Origin of the sequence: Bacillus sp. PS217, from assembly GCF_037963535.1 — a bacterium.
In the GTDB taxonomy this organism is placed as follows: Bacteria; Bacillota; Bacilli; order Bacillales; family Bacillaceae; genus Bacillus; species Bacillus subtilis.
This window is the reverse complement of sequence record NZ_CP150157.1, coordinates 527,998-545,705: the sequence shown is the minus strand read 5'-3', so window position 1 is coordinate 545,705 and position 17,708 is coordinate 527,998. Positions and strand designations below refer to the sequence as shown.

The 17,708-nt window shown below is 46.0% G+C and carries 18 protein-coding genes and 1 riboswitch; of the genes, 6 read left to right on the top strand and 12 right to left on the bottom strand.

The features are described 5' to 3' along the window. Window position 1: 1 nt before the first annotated feature. Complete coding sequence (locus NSQ83_RS02865; protein ID WP_015715268.1) at window positions 2-823, top strand: manganese catalase family protein; 822 nt, start codon at window positions 2-4, stop codon at window positions 821-823. Window positions 824-859: 36 nt separating this feature from the next. Here NSQ83_RS02865 and NSQ83_RS02860 read toward each other — a convergent pair whose 3' ends face one another. The 4 genes from NSQ83_RS02860 to NSQ83_RS02845 all read right to left on the bottom strand — a co-directional run bounded on the left by NSQ83_RS02860 (window position 860) and on the right by NSQ83_RS02845 (window position 3,004). Next, complete coding sequence (locus tag NSQ83_RS02860; protein ID WP_003246730.1) at window positions 860-1,219, bottom strand: YdbC family protein; 360 nt, start codon at window positions 1,217-1,219, stop codon at window positions 860-862. Next, entirely contained in the window at window positions 1,213-1,554 is a 342-nt protein-coding gene (locus NSQ83_RS02855; RefSeq protein ID WP_003246564.1) for a cupin domain-containing protein, read from the bottom strand. The genes NSQ83_RS02860 and NSQ83_RS02855 overlap by 7 nt, the downstream gene beginning before the upstream one ends. A gap of 131 nt (window positions 1,555-1,685) precedes the next feature. Then, entirely contained in the window at window positions 1,686-2,057 is a 372-nt protein-coding gene (gsiB, locus tag NSQ83_RS02850) for a glucose starvation-inducible protein GsiB (protein ID WP_003246542.1), read from the bottom strand. Window positions 2,058-2,185: 128 nt separating this feature from the next. Next, window positions 2,186-3,004: an EcsC family protein gene (locus tag NSQ83_RS02845; RefSeq protein WP_160221354.1), complete on the bottom strand. Its 819-nt coding sequence runs from the start codon at window positions 3,002-3,004 to the stop codon at window positions 2,186-2,188. Window positions 3,005-3,115: 111 nt separating this feature from the next. On the opposite strand from NSQ83_RS02845, the gene NSQ83_RS02840 reads away from it, so the two are divergent. From NSQ83_RS02840 to NSQ83_RS02820, 5 genes are all read left to right on the top strand, one after another. Beyond that, entirely contained in the window at window positions 3,116-3,568 is a 453-nt protein-coding gene (locus tag NSQ83_RS02840; protein ID WP_003246574.1) for a DUF2188 domain-containing protein, read from the top strand. 77 nt (window positions 3,569-3,645) lie between these two features. Continuing rightward, a complete protein-coding gene (locus NSQ83_RS02835) occupies window positions 3,646-3,903 on the top strand; it encodes a GlsB/YeaQ/YmgE family stress response membrane protein (protein ID WP_003246519.1) in 258 nt (85 codons plus the stop codon). Between the two features lie 229 nt (window positions 3,904-4,132). Beyond that, entirely contained in the window at window positions 4,133-5,410 is a 1,278-nt protein-coding gene (locus NSQ83_RS02830) for an Nramp family divalent metal transporter (RefSeq protein WP_041850718.1), read from the top strand. Window positions 5,411-5,513: 103 nt separating this feature from the next. Continuing rightward, a complete protein-coding gene (locus NSQ83_RS02825) occupies window positions 5,514-5,780 on the top strand; it encodes a hypothetical protein (RefSeq protein ID WP_017697017.1) in 267 nt (88 codons plus the stop codon). A 28-nt stretch (window positions 5,781-5,808) separates the two neighbouring features. Beyond that, on the top strand, window positions 5,809-5,949 hold the full coding sequence (locus NSQ83_RS02820; RefSeq protein WP_128992274.1) for a hypothetical protein: 141 nt from the start codon (window positions 5,809-5,811) through the stop codon (window positions 5,947-5,949). Window positions 5,950-5,965: 16 nt separating this feature from the next. Here the strand turns inward: NSQ83_RS02820 and NSQ83_RS02815 are convergent, their stop codons facing one another. The 8 genes from NSQ83_RS02815 to NSQ83_RS02780 all read right to left on the bottom strand — a co-directional run bounded on the left by NSQ83_RS02815 (window position 5,966) and on the right by NSQ83_RS02780 (window position 17,570). Continuing rightward, window positions 5,966-7,690, bottom strand: coding sequence for a pyruvate oxidase (locus tag NSQ83_RS02815; RefSeq protein WP_198878990.1), 1,725 nt, complete (start codon window positions 7,688-7,690; stop codon window positions 5,966-5,968). A 24-nt stretch (window positions 7,691-7,714) separates the two neighbouring features. Then, a complete protein-coding gene (gene mutT / locus NSQ83_RS02810) occupies window positions 7,715-8,206 on the bottom strand; it encodes an 8-oxo-dGTP diphosphatase MutT (RefSeq protein ID WP_198878989.1) in 492 nt (163 codons plus the stop codon). 57 nt (window positions 8,207-8,263) lie between these two features. Next, window positions 8,264-10,087 carry a potassium transporter KimA gene (kimA, locus tag NSQ83_RS02805; protein WP_021481720.1) on the bottom strand — a complete coding sequence of 608 codons (1,824 nt, stop codon included), beginning with the start codon at window positions 10,085-10,087 and terminating at the stop codon, window positions 8,264-8,266. Between the two features lie 192 nt (window positions 10,088-10,279). After that, window positions 10,280-10,423, bottom strand: a riboswitch (cyclic di-AMP (ydaO/yuaA leader). A gap of 134 nt (window positions 10,424-10,557) precedes the next feature. After that, window positions 10,558-12,669, bottom strand: coding sequence for a cellulose biosynthesis cyclic di-GMP-binding regulatory protein BcsB (locus tag NSQ83_RS02800; RefSeq protein WP_198878988.1), 2,112 nt, complete (start codon window positions 12,667-12,669; stop codon window positions 10,558-10,560). Window positions 12,670-12,674: 5 nt separating this feature from the next. After that, window positions 12,675-13,937: a glycosyltransferase family 2 protein gene (locus NSQ83_RS02795; protein WP_003246697.1), complete on the bottom strand. Its 1,263-nt coding sequence runs from the start codon at window positions 13,935-13,937 to the stop codon at window positions 12,675-12,677. Next, window positions 13,930-15,639 (bottom strand): DUF2334 domain-containing protein, encoded by a 1,710-nt coding sequence (locus NSQ83_RS02790; RefSeq protein WP_198879013.1) that lies wholly within the window; start codon window positions 15,637-15,639, stop codon window positions 13,930-13,932. The genes NSQ83_RS02795 and NSQ83_RS02790 overlap by 8 nt, the downstream gene beginning before the upstream one ends. 10 nt (window positions 15,640-15,649) lie before the next feature. Next, a complete protein-coding gene (gene epsK / locus NSQ83_RS02785; protein WP_046664273.1) occupies window positions 15,650-16,501 on the bottom strand; it encodes a cyclic-di-GMP receptor EpsK in 852 nt (283 codons plus the stop codon). Next, a complete protein-coding gene (locus NSQ83_RS02780; RefSeq protein WP_046664274.1) occupies window positions 16,482-17,570 on the bottom strand; it encodes a lipoprotein YdaJ in 1,089 nt (362 codons plus the stop codon). Before NSQ83_RS02780 ends, epsK begins: the two co-directional genes overlap by 20 nt. Between the last annotated feature and the right edge of the window lie 138 nt (window positions 17,571-17,708).

Genomic DNA, 17,708 nt, shown 5'->3' with positions numbered 1-17,708 from the left:
CATGTTTAAGCACACAAAAATGCTGCAGCATCCTGCTAAACCAGATCGTCCAGATCCATTATTCGCTAAAAAAATGCAAGAAATTTTAGGCGGGCAATTCGGAGAAATTTCAGTTGCCATGCAGTACTTATTTCAAGGCTGGAACACAAGAGGAAATGAAAAATACAAGGACTTGCTGATGGATACGGCAACTGAGGAGCTCGGGCATGTTGAAATGATCGCAACGATGATTGCCAGACTTCTTGAGGATGCCCCTCTTGATCAGCAGGAAAAAGCTGCTGAAGATCCGGTCATCGGCTCCATCCTAGGCGGCATGAACCCTCACCATGCGATTGTATCAGGACTTGGCGCCATGCCGGAAAGCAGTACAGGCGTACCTTGGAGCGGCGGTTATATCGTAGCAAGCGGAAACCTGCTGGCAGACTTCCGCGCCAACCTGAATGCGGAATCTCAGGGCCGTCTGCAGGTCGCACGCCTGTTTGAAATGACGGATGACAAAGGCGTCAAAGATATGCTCAGCTTCCTGCTGGCGCGTGACACGATGCACCAGAACCAATGGCTTGCCGCCATTAAAGAATTAGAAGCACAGGAAGGTCCGGTTGTGCCGGGTACATTCCCGAAAGCGCTCGAAAAACAAGAGTTCTCACATCAGCTTATCAATTTCTCTGAAGGCGAAGAAAGCGCCGAGCAAAACTGGCTGAATGAAAAAGCGCCGGACGGAGAAGCCTTTGAATATGTGAAAGAAGCAAAAACGTTTGGAGAAAAACCGGAGTTAAAACCAGCACCGCCTTTTGTTCATAATACACTTCCGGGACGCGAGTAAAGAGACAAGCCCAAAACATGATGTTTTGGGCTTTGATTATGCCTTCAGAACCGTCCAGTTTGGTTCGTACCGGATATCGGGGTTATGTAACAGATCGTGAACGAACGGTTTATCCTCTTCGTACACCGTCACCTCTATCGAAAGAATTACAGCCTTCTGATCGTTTTCCTCGTATATGCTGTCATGTTCGTTCTCCATAAAATGATCATAGGCTTCTCTGTTTTCCCATACACTGATGATTTCTGCGGTGAGCGGCTCGTCTATCGTTTTTCGCCAGCCGCCGGCCTGTTTGATAAAGCCGCTTATATGCGATAATGCTTCCCACTGTGACTGCGCTTTTGCAAATGCTTCAGCGTTTGCAGCGTCTACTTCACATATCATCTTTTTGATTAGCATGGCTGCTCCTCTATGATGACGGTTTCGGCTTGTTTATGCTCCACACAGAGATTTACCGTTCTGACGTAAGAGCGTGTGCGGTGAACCGTGCCTTTCGGGATCAGCAGGCTGTCATTTGCTTTGAGCACCGCGGTTTCTTTGTCCTTAAAATCGATCAGCAGCTCCCCTTCAAGAACAATAAACAATTCGTCTGAGTCAGGGTGATGGTGCCAGTCATATTCTCCCGTAAACACCGCAAGGCGCACGCAGTGGTCGTTGACCTCTGAGATTGAAAAATTGGCGTGCTTTTCTTTGACTTCATTTGCGATGGCGAGCAAGTTTTGCATCTTGGACATTAGCGAAAACCCCTTTTTCACTTATTGTATCGCAATAGTGGCATAAATTGAGAAGATTCCAAAAAAAAGCGATCCAGCTGATGTGCCGGATCGCTTTTTTATTTACAGGTTGTCTGCCTTTATGCTTTTGATTAGTCGTTGTTGCGGGCGTTTCCGCCTTTTGAGCCAATTTCTTGGTAGAATTCTTTATCATGATTTTTGCTTGTTGCCTCTCCGCCTTTTCGGCCGATTTCTTGATAGAATTCTTTGTCATGATTTTCGCTAGTGGCTTCTCCGCCTTTTTCACCGATTTCTTGATAGAACTCTTTGTCATGGTTCTTGCTAGTGGCTTCTCCGCCTTTTTCGCCGATTTCCTGATAGAATTCTTTGTCATGGTTTTTGCTAGTGGCTTCTCCGCCTTTTTGACCAATCTCTTGATAGAATTCTTTGTCATGGTTCTTGCTTGTTGTTTCTCCGCCTTTTCTACCTGCTTCTTCTCTGCTCATTTTGTTATTGTCTGCCATTTTGAATTCCTCCTTTAATTGGTGTTGGTTGTTGTATTCCCGCTCACAATTCTTTTAAACAAACAAAACACATTGGGTGTGTTTCCACTAAAAAAAGCAGGCGGATCGCGGTGTCCGTCTGCTTTCTGCTATTCCATCTCTCGTTCTGTTTCTTTCAGTCGTTCAAGAATGCGTCTCTTTTTGTACAGCATAATGCCTGTCTCGGTAATGTCGTTTAATGTTGAGCGATTGGCAGCCGCGCCAAAGACCATTCCGGCGACCGGCACCATCTGGAAAAGTTTTTTCCAGCCAAACGTGTCTCGATAGCCCAAAACGACTTCTCGCCAGCCTTGGATTTGAGAAGCGACATTCTTATATGTACGGTCTTGATCGTAGTGTTTTAATTCCTGCAAAATCGATCTTTTGCCGACAACATCAGCTGACGTCAGCTGCAGGCATTTCACAATGAAGACGCGTTCTTTTTTCTCCTTTGGGTCATAGCCGTATGCGACTGCGATATCCTGTAATGTTTTTAGTGATAAGCCAAGCACTGCCGGAATGTCTGCCGCCAGCGTAAACACGCCGCCCACACCGGTTGTCGCGCCTTGAACGGTTGCTGCGTTGGTTCTGTTTTTGCCCATTCCTTCCGCAATTTCATCCATGACAGGAAGAGGCGCTTTCCGGATGTCCTCCAGCGATTCAAAGATCTCCTCCGGCAGTTTCTTTTGAAACATCCTGATAATCTGTTTTTCAGATGTCAGGTACTGTCCGCCTGTTTGAACAAAGCTGCCGACCTCATCCAAGAGCTTGCCGATCTTTTTCTGGATGAATTCCGGTGTCAGCTTGTCCAGAAGTTGAAACGGGAGACGGCTGAGCTTTTCCCAAAACCAGACTTTTTGCTGATCTTTTTCCCATTTCTCTATCTCTTTTAATTGCTGATGTAAGTCTTCTTTTCGTTCTGTTGGCACCCAACCCGCACTTCCCTTCCGTTTTTTCTACTATATAGTATACCTCCATTTTTTCGGATGCGTTTTTATTTTTCACCTGCGGGTACCATTTTTATAAAAGGAGTGATAGACATGCCTTGGTCGATGAAGGATTATCCTGCTTCATTAAAAAATCTTGAGAAGCCGGTGAGAAAAAAGGCGATAGACATTGCGAATGCGATGATTGATGAAGGCTATGAGGAAGGGCGCGCGATTCCAATTGCGACAAGCAAAGCGAAGGAATGGGCGGAAAACGCCTCTACAGATGAAATTGATGATTTCCTGACGCATGATGATGAGACAGAACGCGATGCTGATCCAAGCAGCGGCAGCGGTCCCGAGCTCATGAACAAAGCAGAACATGTTATTAAGCATAAAAAAGGCTGGGCAGTCAAAGCCGAGGGCGCCAAACGCGTGTCTGAAATCAAGGATACAAAGAAAGAAGCGATTGAACGGGCAAAGGAAATCGCGGCGCATAAAGGCACTGAGGTCATTGTTCATTTAGCTGACGGCAGTGTGCAGAGAAAGATTAAAACAGGATCATAAAGGAATATGCTTTTAAGTGTTTCGAAATGATCAGGAGCGGTTATTGATTGGTAAATCATTTATGAGAGGTGATCATGATGCTTAGCTTTTTGGTTTCATTAGTTGTTGCTATTGTTATCGGATTAATTGGGAGCGCCATTGTAGGAAACCGGCTGCCGGGAGGAATTTTCGGCTCTATGATTGCCGGGCTGATCGGCGCTTGGATTGGGCACGGACTTCTTGGCACATGGGGACCGAGCCTCGCCGGCTTTGCTATTTTCCCGGCCATCATCGGGGCAGCCATCTTCGTGTTCTTGCTGGGCCTTATATTCCGCGGGCTGCGGAAGGAAGCCTAGACTCATTAGATACAGGAGGCATCGTTTCGAAATGAAACGATGTCTTTTTATATGGGACCTTATCACGAATCCCTACATATCATGTTACATAACAGGGAAAAATTCAGAAGTGTATTTTGAACATTTTCGGTTGACAAGAAACCGGGATGGTCATATGATGTAGATAAAATAATTTGCCTTAAGGAAACTCTTTGTTGTACGGCAAAAACAAACAGAATTCAGGTGAGACATGATGAACAAGGACATCACAGCACAATCTCCCCGTTCCAAAGCCGTCCAAGATGCGCTTGACGGGAAAATCAGAGGATTCAGAGGGCTGCTCCCTTTTCTCGGCCCTGCATTTATAGCAGCCATTGCCTATATTGATCCCGGCAACTTCGCAACGAATATTTCGGCGGGTTCTAAATACGGATATATGCTCTTATGGGTGATCTTATTTTCCAATATCATGGCCCTTTTAATTCAATCCCTATCCGCCAAACTCGGTATTGCGACAGGCAAAAATCTGCCTGAGGTTGCCCGTGAAGAATTCCCGAAGCCTGTCTCGATCGGATTATGGATTCAGGGCGAGCTTGTCATTATCGCAACTGATCTGGCGGAATTTATCGGAGCGGCTCTGGGACTGTATTTGCTGTTCGGCATTCCGATGCTTGAAGCGTCTATTATTGCGGCGATCGGTTCTTTCGCGATATTGGAGCTTCAGCGCCGTGGTTATCGCTCACTTGAAGCAGGTATTGCCGGTATGCTGTTTGTGGTCGTGATCGCCTTTGCGTTGCAGACCTTTTTCGCAAAGCCTGATGCCGTGTCAGTGATGAAGGGCCTTTTTGTCCCGGCGTTTCATGGCACCGACAGTGTGCTTCTTGCAGCGGGTATTCTTGGCGCAACTGTTATGCCGCACGCCATTTATTTACACTCTGCCCTTACACAGCGGCGGGTGGTTGGCAAAACTGATGCAGAACGGAAAAAAATCTTTAGGTTTGAATTTATTGATATTTTAATAGCGATGCTGATTGCAGGGGCTATTAATGCAAGTATGCTGATTGTGGCTGCCGCATTATTCTTCAAAAACGGCCTGTTTGTTGAGGATCTCGACGTCGCATTTCAGCAATTCGGACATCTTGTCAGCCCTATGTCTGCGGCTTTGTTCGGGATCGGGCTGCTCGTTGCCGGTCTATCCAGTTCGTCTGTCGGCACACTTTCAGGCGACGTGATTATGCAAGGATTTATCAACTACCGCATTCCGCTGTATGTACGGCGTTTTATCACGATCATTCCGCCGATCTTGATCATCGCGTCAGGTGTTAATCCGACGACCGCTCTCGTACTGAGCCAGGTCGTGCTGTCCTTCGGGATCGCCTTTGCCCTCATTCCGCTTATTATGTTTACAAGCAATAAACGGATCATGGGATCTCTGATCAACGCCAAATGGGTCACAGTGGTGTCTTGGCTGATTGCTGTATTGATCGTTGCTTTGAATGTGTTTTTAATTGTAGATACGTTTCAATAAAAAAACCGGCTTCTAAAGCCGGTTTTTATTTTTCCGCAAAAGCTCATTGATACCCTTTTTGACAGAAATTTGTTATGATAGAAGAAAAATCGGAGTTTTGATGATGTCAGTATTTATTCTGTTTTATTTGTGGATTGTTCCTATTGTTATCGGCATTTTATGTTCTGTTACTGCCCATAGATCCAAGGGAAAAATGAGAGTCGCGCCCGGCATTGCCATGATCGTGCTCAGTATTATTTCCCTAATCACGGCGTTTACGGCCGGACACACAAATTTCCACGTGTTTATCGGCGGCATGTTTTTATTCGGCACCTTCTTGGTCGGTTCTGCTTTTCCTTTCTTCTTCGGGCTGAAGAAAAAAGAAAAATAACCCTATTATGAGAAGAAGTCTGTAAGATTTGATAAGAATAAACATACAAGGACAAATGCATCTCATTGCTTTGAAACAAGATGCATTTGTCCTTTTGTCTGTTTCGAGAATGGCGAAATCAGTTCCTAATACATACACCGATCATTTTATGAATTCAAACATGTTATAGCTGAAAATACGTTTTTTTAGAATAACCGTTTCAAACTTTTCTTCAGTGACGGCATTTCAAATTTTTGGTTTTCGAAGAAGTTTTTCAGCATGTACTTGCTAAAGCCTTTCGCCTGCCCGTAGGTGATTTTGCCAGGCAGCGGCGGTTCGTTTCCAATCATGACATCCACTACGACCGGTTGGTCAGATTGCAGCGCCTTATGGAAAGCCGGCGCAAGCTCTTCCGCTTTGGTCACTTTGATGCCCTTTGCTCCGCAGCTTTCTGCAAATGCGGCATAGTCGACATTTTGAAGTTTTGTGACATAGTCGATATTGCCTTTGACCTGCTGCTCGTACTCAATCATGCCGAGATTTTCGTTGTTTAAAATGACGACTGTGATCGGGAGCTTATATTTGACGGCGGTCGGAAGGTCCTGCATGACCATGGAAAATCCCCCGTCACCGCAGACGGCGATCGCCTGGCGTTCCGGTTCGGACAAGCTTGCTGCAATCGCTCCCGGCAGGCCGCAGCCCATTGTCGCAAGCCAGCTGGAAACGATGAAATCCTGGTTCGCGTTCATTTTGAAATGACGCGCCATCCAGACTGTCACAGTGCCGACATCTACAGAGAGCACCGCATCATCGGCTGCCGCTTCCTGAAGACGGGCCACGACCTGCTGAGGTTTAAGCGGTGTTGTGGCCTCTGTCTCATCTTTTTCAATTTCGTTCCACCAATGCTGCATATGTTCTGTGCAGGCATTCAGGAATCTTCTGTCTTCCTTGCGTTCAATATACTCTGTCAATTCGCGCAGGCCGAGAGCCGAATCGCAGACAAGGCCCGCTGTCACCGGATACCGTTTTCCGATTTTCGCCGGGTCTGAATCGAGCTGTATCGCCGGCGTGTCATCAGGCAAATAATCACGGTATGGGAATGACGTTCCGAGCATGATTAATAAATCACATTCCTCCATTGCCTCGTAAGCCGGCTTTGTTCCGATTTGCCCGAGGTTGCCGAGAAAATGCGGGTGCTTATCGGGAACAACACCCTTTGCCGGGAGTGTAACAACGATCGGAGCGGCGGCTTTGTCCGCAAATTCTAAGAGCTCCCGTTTCGCCTTTTTCATTCCCTGCCCTGCCAGGATAATCGGCTTCTTAGCGTTATTAATATATTGGGCGCAGGTGACGAGCTGTTCTTTTTTCGGTTCAAGGTTCCCTTCAATATACACTGGTGAAGTATACACGGGCTCCCGTTTGATTTTCTCCGCAAACAAATCATCTGACACGCTCAATACCGCAACGCCTTTTTTGCTGTAGGCGGTCCTGATCGCCTGATTTAAGAGATCCGGAAGTGATTCTGCGCTATGTACCTCTCTGTTGAACACAGCCACGTCCTCAAACATTTGCTCCAGCTTGATCTCCTGGAAATAGTCCCGTCCGACTTCGCCAGAAGAAACCTGTCCTGCAATCGCCAGCACAGGGGCGCCGTCGGCTTTAGCATCATATAAACCATTTAATAAGTGCACCGCTCCCGGCCCTGCGATTGACAGACAGACTCCGATCTTGCCGGTGAGTTTTGCTTCAGCCGCGGCTGCCAGTGCCGCTACCTCTTCGTGGCGAGTTTGAATGAACTTCAGTTGATTTCTTTCGTGTCTTAATTCTTCAATAAACTCATTTATACTGTCTCCGGGGATGCCGTATACATGATCAACTCCCCATTGCTCAAGCAGCTCTGTCATTACTTGTCCTGCAGTTTTATGTGCCATAACGTATCCTCCTTTTTCCTTTTTTCAATACCACAGGAGAAAGGCTTTAAAACCCGGAGACCTGAATCGCTTGCCCAGTCTTCTTTTCAACAGGTCGATCGCCGCGAGCAACCCGCTATCCTTGACGGTGACATTTACATCTTGAGCGCCGTTCTTGAAATCATTGATCTGCCTTTTTCGATTCGGCACCATAAAAAGCGGCAAACGCCCCGGGGAAACCCACTTTAATCCCGCTGTCTCTGTGCCGTCAGCCACTGCTTGTCCGCCTGTTATGCTTCCGAAAAACAGATGCTGTTCATCTTGAAACTTTGGCCTTTGGTAAACACCTATTTTCGCAGAAAGCGCTGCATTGTATCCCGTTTCTTCCAATACCTCCCGCACTGCCGCTTCCTCAGCCGATTCCCCGGGATCAACCCTGCCGCCCGGCAAATCCCATAAAGGGACATCTTTTCGTTTCACCAGCAGAATTTGCTGACTTTCGTTCAATACGATCACAAAAGCACCTTGTGTATACACTCCATACCTCCTTTTCCCGCAAAAAAGGACCAAGGTAATTCCCTTGGTCCTAGAGCTTTACTTTTTAAAATGATACGGCAGTGTGGCAACCATTATGTCCTTTTTCCAGAACAGCCGGACTCTGAGGAGGAAGGCCGATTGGTTGTGAAGGATGGTGTGCCAGCGTTTTTTCGTTATAAATTGCGGAAACAGCACCATAACGGAAAACTGCTCCTTCTTCGCTTTTGCCTCAACTGTTTCCAAAAACTTATCAAACGGATGGACAAGGCTTCTGTACGAGGAGTGAAGCGTAACGAGACGCACGCCGTTATTAAGCTCTTCCCAGCGTTTTTCGAATTTCTTTTCCTGTTCTCTGTCAAATGACACGTGAACGGCGATCACTTGATCGGACAGTGATTTCGCATAGTGAATCGATTTTTGTACGACGGTGGTGACACCGGCCACAGGCACAATCACAACGGTGCCTTTGATTTCTTCCGGCTCTTTGTCTACGATGCGAAGCTGTTCACCAACCGCAGTATAGTGATTTTTAATCGCAAAAAACAGCAAAACGACGATAGGCATAAAGATTAACACAGGCCATACGACATTAAACTTCGTCACAAACAGAATGGATAGAACCATAAATGATATCAGAGCACCGCAGGAGTTGATCAGCATTTTTCCGATCCAGCCTTTTGGTTTTTGCTTGATCCATTTCATGCACATGCCGGTTTGTGAAAGCGTAAATGGAATAAATACGCCCACAGCATATAACGGGATTAAGTGCTCCGTCTGTCCTCCGAATAAGATAATGAGAACAATGGAGGCAAAGCCTAAAAAGATAATCCCATTTGAGAAGCCTAAGCGGTCGCCCCTGACTGTAAACATTCGCGGCATATACTGGTCTCTCGCCAGGTTGAAGGCAAGCTGCGGGAAGGCTGAAAATCCCGTATTTGCCGCAAGAACCAAAATAAGCGATGTGACACCTTGGATGACATAGTAGAACACATTCCGCCCGAAGGTTTCGGACGCAATTTGTGAAACCACTGTTTCATCAGGCTTCGGCGCCGTACCATACCCGTACGCGAGCACCGTGATGCCGGAAAACAGAATCGCCAGCAAAATCCCCATCATCGCAAGCGTTCTTGCCGCGTTTCGCGCAGGCGGGTTTTTGAATGCAGGAATCGCATTAGAAATGGCCTCAACCCCGGTCAACGCTGAGCATCCGGAGGAAAAAGCCTTAAGCAGCAAAAACAGCGTAATGCCGGCTACAGGTGTGCCGAGCGGTGTATGATGGGCTGGCTGGTCTATTTGTCCTGTCATAAGTTTAAACAACCCGACTGCAATGAGAACCAAAAGCGCCACCACAAACAGATAAACCGGGTAGGCAAGAATGGATGCCGATTCCGAAAGACCGCGCAGGTTCAAAATCATAATCACTAACACGAGAAAAATAGCGATCGGCACATGATAATCATGCAATGCAGGAAAGGCTGACGTGATGGCGTCCGTGCCTGCGGAAATACTTACCGCTACTGTTAAAATATAATCAACAAGCAATGAACCGCCCGCAATCAATCCCGGTTTTTCACCGAGATTTTCTTTAGAAACGATATACGCCCCGCCGCCCTGCGGATAAGCGTAAATAATTTGCCTGTATGAAAGAATCAGTGCGAGCAGCAAGATGAGAACGCCCACCGCAATCGGAATGGAGTACCAAAATGCGGCAGCACTGATTGTTGCCAAAATGATTAGAATTTGTTCTGTCCCATATGCGACAGATGACAGCGCATCTGAGGAAAGCATAGCCAAGGCTTTTAATTTCGTCAGTTTTTGCTCTCCAGCTGCTTGGGATTTTAGTGGTTTCCCAATCAAAAAACGTTTGATTGAATGATACATCGATGTCTTCCCCTTTTAATTTCTCATTTTTCAATTAAAACAATAAAACATCAGTGTCTTGCTCTCACATGTTGATGATAGTCCTTTCTGCTATGATGTCTCTGTATGCGATTTGCATTCAAAAATGAACAACAAAAAACACAGAGGCAAACGGATGCCCCTGTGCCATAACATCGAACACAGGTTTCATTCATCTCCTCTCACGAACGCTTACGAGGTTAGCTGACGGATTCGGGCATATGAGAGTTAGCCCTACCTAAAAAGGATTCACCCCAACGGCAAAAAGCCGTTCTATTGGGTCCCCCGCTCTGATTTCAGATTAAGCGATTTGTTTTCTAAAAGTGATCATACTCCCGTTCCCGCACGTTGTAAAGAGGCTTATTGGCTGAGAGAAAAAAATAAAATGACAGGTTCCACGAATGGAATTTACTTACCAAAAATAAAAAACAGAGGCTAATATCGCCTCTGTTTTATTCTGTATCTGTCTTTCTTTTTCTGCGTCTTACGGCAATCCAAATGAACACTGCCGCAATCACCATAATGAGTGCCAGCACACCAATATACATCCATTTCTGGCTATGATCCTGTGTTGGTTGTTCTGCATCGGAACTGTTTGTTTCCGATTTGAGCTGCTGGTGGTTTGTAAACACCTGCTGGCTGTTTGTTTCATTAAGGACGGTTGCCGACTCATCGTTGCTGTTCAGATAACTGATGATCTCTTTTGTGACAGCCGTGCCATCTCCTTTTGACGGTGCAAAGACAGCCATTGTATAGCGTGAATCCCAAACCGATGCTTGGGTAAATACCACTTGTTTTGTTGTCTCATTCAGCATCTCGAAACCAGATACATCAAATGAGCCGTTCTTTTCCTGCGGTACAAGCAGATCTGATGATTTCTCCTTCAGAAGAGAAAATTGATTGATCCCCCCTATGAAAATGAGGTTTCGTCCTTTCGCATCATTTGCTGTAACGTCAGATGATTTCTTTACCGTATATGAATGCTGTGCTTCGCTGCCAAAGGATTCCGTCACGAGAGAAAGCTCCTCAAGCTTCGATTGGCTTACGGTGTCAGGAAGCACGATTAACGTTGTTTGATCCTGGTTTCCGGCGTAAGGAAGCGGCCACTCTTGAAAATCCGCTGACGGAGACATGCCTTTGATGGCGTATGATAATGTACTGTTTTTATCGATAAAAACCCACTTTTCTTCATCAGTCGTATTACAAGGGTTGTTTTCCTTTAAACCGGTCGTGACAAACTGAATATCAATGTAGCGGTTTTTTTGCAGCAGCTTAGGGTCCACTTTCACTGTGACATGATAGAATCCGTTTTTATCTTCTTTTCCTAATTCATCAAGCCGGACCGAGTGCGGCTGGCCATTGATCATCACTTTCAGTTCTGCAGCCTGAGAGGCAGACTCGTTTTCAGTCGCTGAGGCTTGAATCGTTTCAGACTTTTTCAGTTTAAGCGACAGCTTCGCCGATTGGTTTTCATCTAAAACAGCCGAAGCCGGATAAAAATAATGTGCTGAAGATGTTTTGTCGGCTCCAATTGTGATATCACCCGCTCCAAAATTCTCAAGGGTCAGCTTATCGCTTTCTTTTTTTTCAGTCTGCTGAAGCTTGCTGATTGAAAGTGTATCGCCGCTGAGCTGGCCTGTATATGTCTGATCTGTCATCACGCTGATTTTTTTAGTGAGCGCGTCCTCGGACGCCGCTTGCGCAAACAGAACCGGCTGCTGTTTGCCCTCTGCTTTCAGCACCCGCTCCGCAAGCAGAAGGTTTTCTCCTTTTGCCTGTAGCCCAGCTTGTTTCAACAGTTTTTTCACTTTGCCGTTCCAATGCTTGTCCACGCCGATAACAATCGTCGGCTTATCGATTTTTTTCAGTTCAGATTCCGTGACATACGCAATACTGACACTGCTGTCCACCGTTTTCAAATAGCCTTCTGTTTTAACAGCAGCTTCTATTTCTGCTGAACTTGGGTTATCCGGAATGACGATAGCTGTTTCTTCCGCTGTATTTCCAGATTGGGCGAAAGGATACGGATAATGGTCCAGCGACGTTCCCTTCGCTTCACTGCTGTCAGCAAGTGTCAGCCGGCTGTCCGGATAAATTTTGATCCAGTTGCCTGATGTATCCTGTCTGACGCACACGCCCTCTTTCATTACGCCGTAGAATTTCAGCGATACGTTGTGATAGCCTTGCGCAGACTGGCTTTTATTCAGATTCAGCTTCACTGTTTTCCGTTTGGAATCACCATCAAGCTTTAACGTCTTGACCGGTTCATCATCAATGACAGCCGTTAACGATGATGGAGAAATTAAAAGATTTGATGCCTCGTATTCGATTACCAATTGCTGATTGCCCGAAGAGGCGCCTGCCGGGATCTGGTACGTCAGCTCTGCGCTGTCTTTTGATCCATACAGTGTAATCAACTCGCTTGTCAGCACCTGCTGTTTGGCTTGTTCTTGGCTGCTTTTCCCGAGGAGCGAACCGCTGACCTGTACGTCTTTGGCAAGAGCCGTTTGTCCAGTCATCGCCAGCAGCATGAAGCTTGTGAGAAAAATCATTATTTGTTTCAAAAAGGTCACCCGCTTTTATGTTGATTGTATCGTTCTGTCTTGTACCATTTGACCTCTTGCTTGAATAAACGGTGCTTGATTTCTACGAATAAAGAGTAGATAACAAGCACAATCCATGCCTGCGAGTATGTGAAGTACATGAGAAATACGATAAAAAAGTTTTGCTTGTTCATTTCTGTTTTTTCAATGCTCAACGTAATCATGACCTCTGTCATAAATAAGAAAAACGCCAAAATCCAGAGAATCATTGCCAAAAATCCAACAGACAAATGCAAATCATAAAACAAATTCACTACAAAAATCGCATTTGACATGATCACGCCAAAGAAAAACAGGAAGTACGTAAAGAAAAAATAAAACAAATCAAAGATAATTCGTTTTCGTTTCAGCTTAAAAAACTGCGCCAAAAATTTGAGCACGACATATTGATTGCCGCGCGCCCATCGGGTGCGCTGGCGCCACCATACCTTCCATGTTTCCGGTTCCTGCTCCCACGTGATGGCGGCAGGGAAAAAGCGGATGTGATAGCCGAGATTATATACCCGGATGGTCAGCTCAGTATCCTCAGCGAGCGCTTTGTCATCCCAGCCTCCGAGCTTTTCGATAATGCTTCTGCGGATCGCGAAGTTGGTGCCTGGGATCGTGGCGATTTTGAACCACTTCCATCTGCCTCCCTGGGCCATCCACTGAAAACAGATCGTTTCGATATTAATAAACCTCGTCAGCAGCGTCTTTGCCGCATTGATGACACGGAATTTCCCTACCACGGCGCCTGCCTTTTCGTCATTCATCAGGCCGAGCACAAGGTAATACACAGCCATTTTCTCAGGCGTGTTGTCGGCGTCATACACACAGATCACATCGCCGTTCGATTCGGCAAAACCCGAGTTAAGTGCAGAGGATTTTCCTTTTCCTGCATTTGGCGGCTTCGTAATCACCATTTTGATGAAATCGTATTTCTCGGAAAATTCATTGACGATATCACCCGTCCGGTCTGATGAATTATCATTAACGACGATAATCTCCAGCCGGTCCTTCGGATAATAAAGGTTGACCATGGCCTTCAGCGTCTGCCGAATCACAACCTCTTCGTTATGCGCCGGGATGAGGACGCTGACCTTCGGCAGTTCCTTCATATTTTCTCTCCACTTCGGGATATTCCGTTCGAAGGTCATATAGTGGCGAAACCCGCCCTGCATGAGGAACATGTGGTAGAGAAGCATAACCCATATTAAACTTAGCGAGATAAAGAACAGCGTATTACCCAAGGCTTCTTCTCTCCTTAAAAATTCGTTTTTTCAATGTGGCTCTCAAGTAAAACGTATAACTGACAAACATGATGACAAATAAGAGCACAACAGCGGAGAGAATCCATAACGCCTTTTCCAGAGGGGTTTGCCGGTGATGATCGAAAAACTCGTCAATCGCGCTTACGCCGTTTTTCACCTGAATCGTTCCGTCACCGCTTGTATGAATTTCCACTTTGTCTGTTTTGACGGTTTGTTTCGTTTTCTTTAAATCAAGCCATTCACTGTCTGGAATGCGTTCCATCTGATCAACCAGCTCCGGCAGATATTTCATCCCGAGGTACGGGTGATAAAATCCTCCGGCTACTCCGCCTTCAAAATCAATCATCTGGGAGATGTGCTCCTCCATCTCACCGAGCGGGTTTTGCTTCGATGTGTCGACAAAGCCGATCGTTTCCGGATAAAGCGTCATTCCGTGCAACATCGAAGGAGCAGTCACAAACGGAGGTGCACCGGATGTTTTCCATGTTGTGCTGCTGAGCTGGACCTGGCCGAAAATGCTTGTAAAATACTGCGAGGCGATTTGATAGCCATATTCGGACATCGTGTAATGCGGCGCTTCAAACGCCAGCGGGTAAAGACCCGATGATGTCAAATCCTCAATGGCACGCGTCAGTTTTTGTTTTGTATACGTTTCTTCCTTTTCCCGAAATGGTTCGAGATAGCTGTGATAGGCTTGTTCGTTCGGGAAGTCCTGTTCTTTCTCCAAAATGGACGGGGGGTCTTCGGCATTTCCGGATGTAATCGGCTGATCCGCCTTTGCATCCCAAAATTCAAAGCCCTCTCCTGTTTCACTGTAGCGATAAGCGTGAGTATAGCCGTGAACAATGATACTGCCGCCCATGCTTTGCAGCTTTTTCAGTACCTTGACCATCTTCGGTTGATCAGACAAATACACTTTGTCGCCTGTTTCCGGATTCAAATAAACCGGAATGACCGCCAGGATAAAAGGAATATGCCGCTTATGCAGGTATGTACCGGCTTGAAGCAGCAGTTTTTCATCAGACATCGGGCTGATATCCTCGAGACGCAAATACAATAACGTTGTCCCCGCCTTCTCTCCGAAAGCTTCTCTGAGCTGTTTCGCCACGATCAAATTGTCATTTAACAAATTTGTTAATCCAATGTACACATTCCCTTTTTTTGTTTTCCATATAAAAGAATGCGTTGTGCCTTCATCGGCTTTGAAGGTGTAAAGCGCCGTTCCTTTCAGGCCTGATACACTCAGCACGTTAAGCCCGCTTTCCAGAGACACATCGGCCTTTTCCGACCTGCTGTGAACCTGAAACACATTTTCTTTGCGGGCTAATGAAAGACCGGAAAATTGGCTGATTTGGCCTGCGTTATAGCCAATGGCGACAACCGGTTTTTTTACGCCGCTGATAAGAGACAGCAATTTGTTACTGAGCTTTCTTTTCGTTTGGCCGTAATAAATCACATGGTCTTTCCCTTTGAAATCCGACGCTTCAACGTCTGAATCTTTTTTGACTGTCACATGGGATGTAAAGTGGCCCGCAAGCAAATCGAGCATTTTGACTTGTGACGACTCTTTGCCGTCCAAGGTTGAGTAGATGATGAGAATGCCGGCATCCTGATCTTTCGCTTGCGCAGAAACGGGAAAAGACGCAATAGCTGAAAATAGAAGCATCATGACGCATAGCAATGTGATTCCTTTATAGTTCATTCATCATCATCTCGTTTTCCAGTTCTTCTAAAAATTGATCAGCTGTTTTGATATCGTTGCGGTAGGGCAAATAGCAAACGTGGAACGTAAGCGACACATACTTTCCATTTTCCAGCTGATATGTATCCAATTGTTTCTTCAGCTTGGTCAGAACGGCCGGCATATGTTCAGCAGGCGTGTGCGTCAGCACGATCCCGATACGCTCATCAGAGGGACGGAATTTCTTATCCGTTTCCCGAACGCTTGTCCTGATTTGCTGACCGACATATTGGAAGAGGCGGTCCGTTTCTTTTTCACCGTACAAAGACTTAAACTCTTTGAAATAATGCATATGGAGCAGCAAAAACACAAAAGAATTGCCATAGCGCTCCGCCCGCTTGATTTCTTCTGAAAGTTCCAGCTTCATCCTTTGCTTGTTATCAAAACCGGTCACTCTGTCAACAGCAACATAGCTTTTAATTTCGGATTGAAGCCGTGTAATCGAGCGCCTAAGCTCTGCCGTAATATCGTGGATTCGTCCAGAAATAAAAGAAAACAGCAAAAGCGCGATTCCCCACACGATAAGCATTCGCAGTCCTTCCTCAGCCGGAAATAACGCAGCCTGTCCAGTCTGGAAAAACATCATTAAGGTGCCGAGAACAAAGAGTACGATTAAGGTCACTGCCAGCGCGTAAATCGGGCCGAACCAGATGCCTGCGGCGATGACGCCAAATGTGATGCAAAGGATCAGAGCACCTTCTGATTGCTGGGCTGACACATAATAAATAAACAAAGACAGGGCCGCGATGAGCCCTGAAAAATAAGCAAATAATTTTTGTGATTCACTGAATGATATTTTCATTAAAAAGCTTCCTTTCGGCTAACAGCGGCAGCAGATTGTCAAATGAATGCGTCTGAGTGCCGCTCATATAGCCTCCATAATACGATTTCACCGGATCATGAATTTCAAAGTCATTCATTCTGTCATATATGGCTTTGATGACAGAACTGTTTTCATGCTGTTTTGTCAAAAACAATACGGCTAAGGCATATACGGATGGAGACTCATATTGGACGGCAGGCTCCTTCGTATCTGCCGAATACCGCCCGTACAGCTTTCCGTTTTTCTGAAATTCCTGCTTGATCCAGTCCGCTAAAACAGATGCTTTTTCATCCCCTTCCGGCAAATGCCAAGCAGCGTAAAGCTGATCAATCAGGTTGATTTCACTATCATATGTGTATCCCTTCGTCTCCGAGCTGTATGTCTTCGGCAGAAAGCCATTTTTTAAAGGAGCTGAATAGAGAACATTGGCATTCCGCTGTTCTGTTTCTTCGTCTATGATTCCATTCTTCTTTAAGACAGCTAAGGCATCAGGCATGACGTATGAAAGCGTCACATCCTTTGAAGCGGCCTGTGAGTCGTAATAGTCTGTAAATAACCCGTTGTTCATATTGTATGTCTTCAAAGACGTGCCGATATCCCTAGCCATTTGCGCGTAGTCGCTGCGGCCCCATTTTGCGGCGGCTTGGTCAAGAGACAGCATAATTCTCATATCATCTATCAGCGCATTCGTCCCGCTCGCTTGGCCATTTTGAATCTTCCACGTCACCAAGTGATTGCTCATCAGAAATGAATCAGTCAGATGCTGATATTGATCCTGGAAATGCGGTGCGTCATTTTTGCTGAGCAGAAACTCCATCCACAGGCCGAGAGATTCCGACAAGTAAGAAGGCTGGTCTGAAAAATCGGTTTTGATCAGCCCTTGGTCATTCATTAAATTGTGATAGATGAAATATTCCGCCGGCTGGAGCGGGCTGGCATTCACTTCTGTCGCCGACTGATTTTGGGTCTTGTTTCCAGCTTCAGCACACCCTGCGGAAAGTCCGATAGATAAGAAGAATAAGATGACAGCAATTAGTACATGCCTCACAGGCAAATCCCCCTTTGTCGCCTGAAGCAAATCAGACGCTCACAAATAGTTATAGACGAAAATATGACTGCCATGTTACAAAGTACATTTACTATAAAAGAAAAAAATGCAGATTGCTAGCTTTTTTTCCCCTTTTTG

Coding starts and splice junctions, on each gene's coding strand:
- NSQ83_RS02865 (WP_015715268.1), top strand. CDS start 2: ATGTTTAAGCACACAAAAATGCTGCAGCATCCTGCTAAACCAGATCGT.
- NSQ83_RS02860 (WP_003246730.1), bottom strand. CDS start 1,219: ATGCTAATCAAAAAGATGATATGTGAAGTAGACGCTGCAAACGCTGAA.
- NSQ83_RS02855 (WP_003246564.1), bottom strand. CDS start 1,554: ATGTCCAAGATGCAAAACTTGCTCGCCATCGCAAATGAAGTCAAAGAA.
- gsiB (WP_003246542.1), bottom strand. CDS start 2,057: ATGGCAGACAATAACAAAATGAGCAGAGAAGAAGCAGGTAGAAAAGGC.
- NSQ83_RS02840 (WP_003246574.1), top strand. CDS start 3,116: ATGCCTTGGTCGATGAAGGATTATCCTGCTTCATTAAAAAATCTTGAG.
- NSQ83_RS02835 (WP_003246519.1), top strand. CDS start 3,646: ATGCTTAGCTTTTTGGTTTCATTAGTTGTTGCTATTGTTATCGGATTA.
- NSQ83_RS02830 (WP_041850718.1), top strand. CDS start 4,133: ATGATGAACAAGGACATCACAGCACAATCTCCCCGTTCCAAAGCCGTC.
- NSQ83_RS02825 (WP_017697017.1), top strand. CDS start 5,514: ATGTCAGTATTTATTCTGTTTTATTTGTGGATTGTTCCTATTGTTATC.
- NSQ83_RS02815 (WP_198878990.1), bottom strand. CDS start 7,690: ATGGCACATAAAACTGCAGGACAAGTAATGACAGAGCTGCTTGAGCAA.
- kimA (WP_021481720.1), bottom strand. CDS start 10,087: ATGTATCATTCAATCAAACGTTTTTTGATTGGGAAACCACTAAAATCC.
- epsK (WP_046664273.1), bottom strand. CDS start 16,501: ATGAAAATATCATTCAGTGAATCACAAAAATTATTTGCTTATTTTTCA.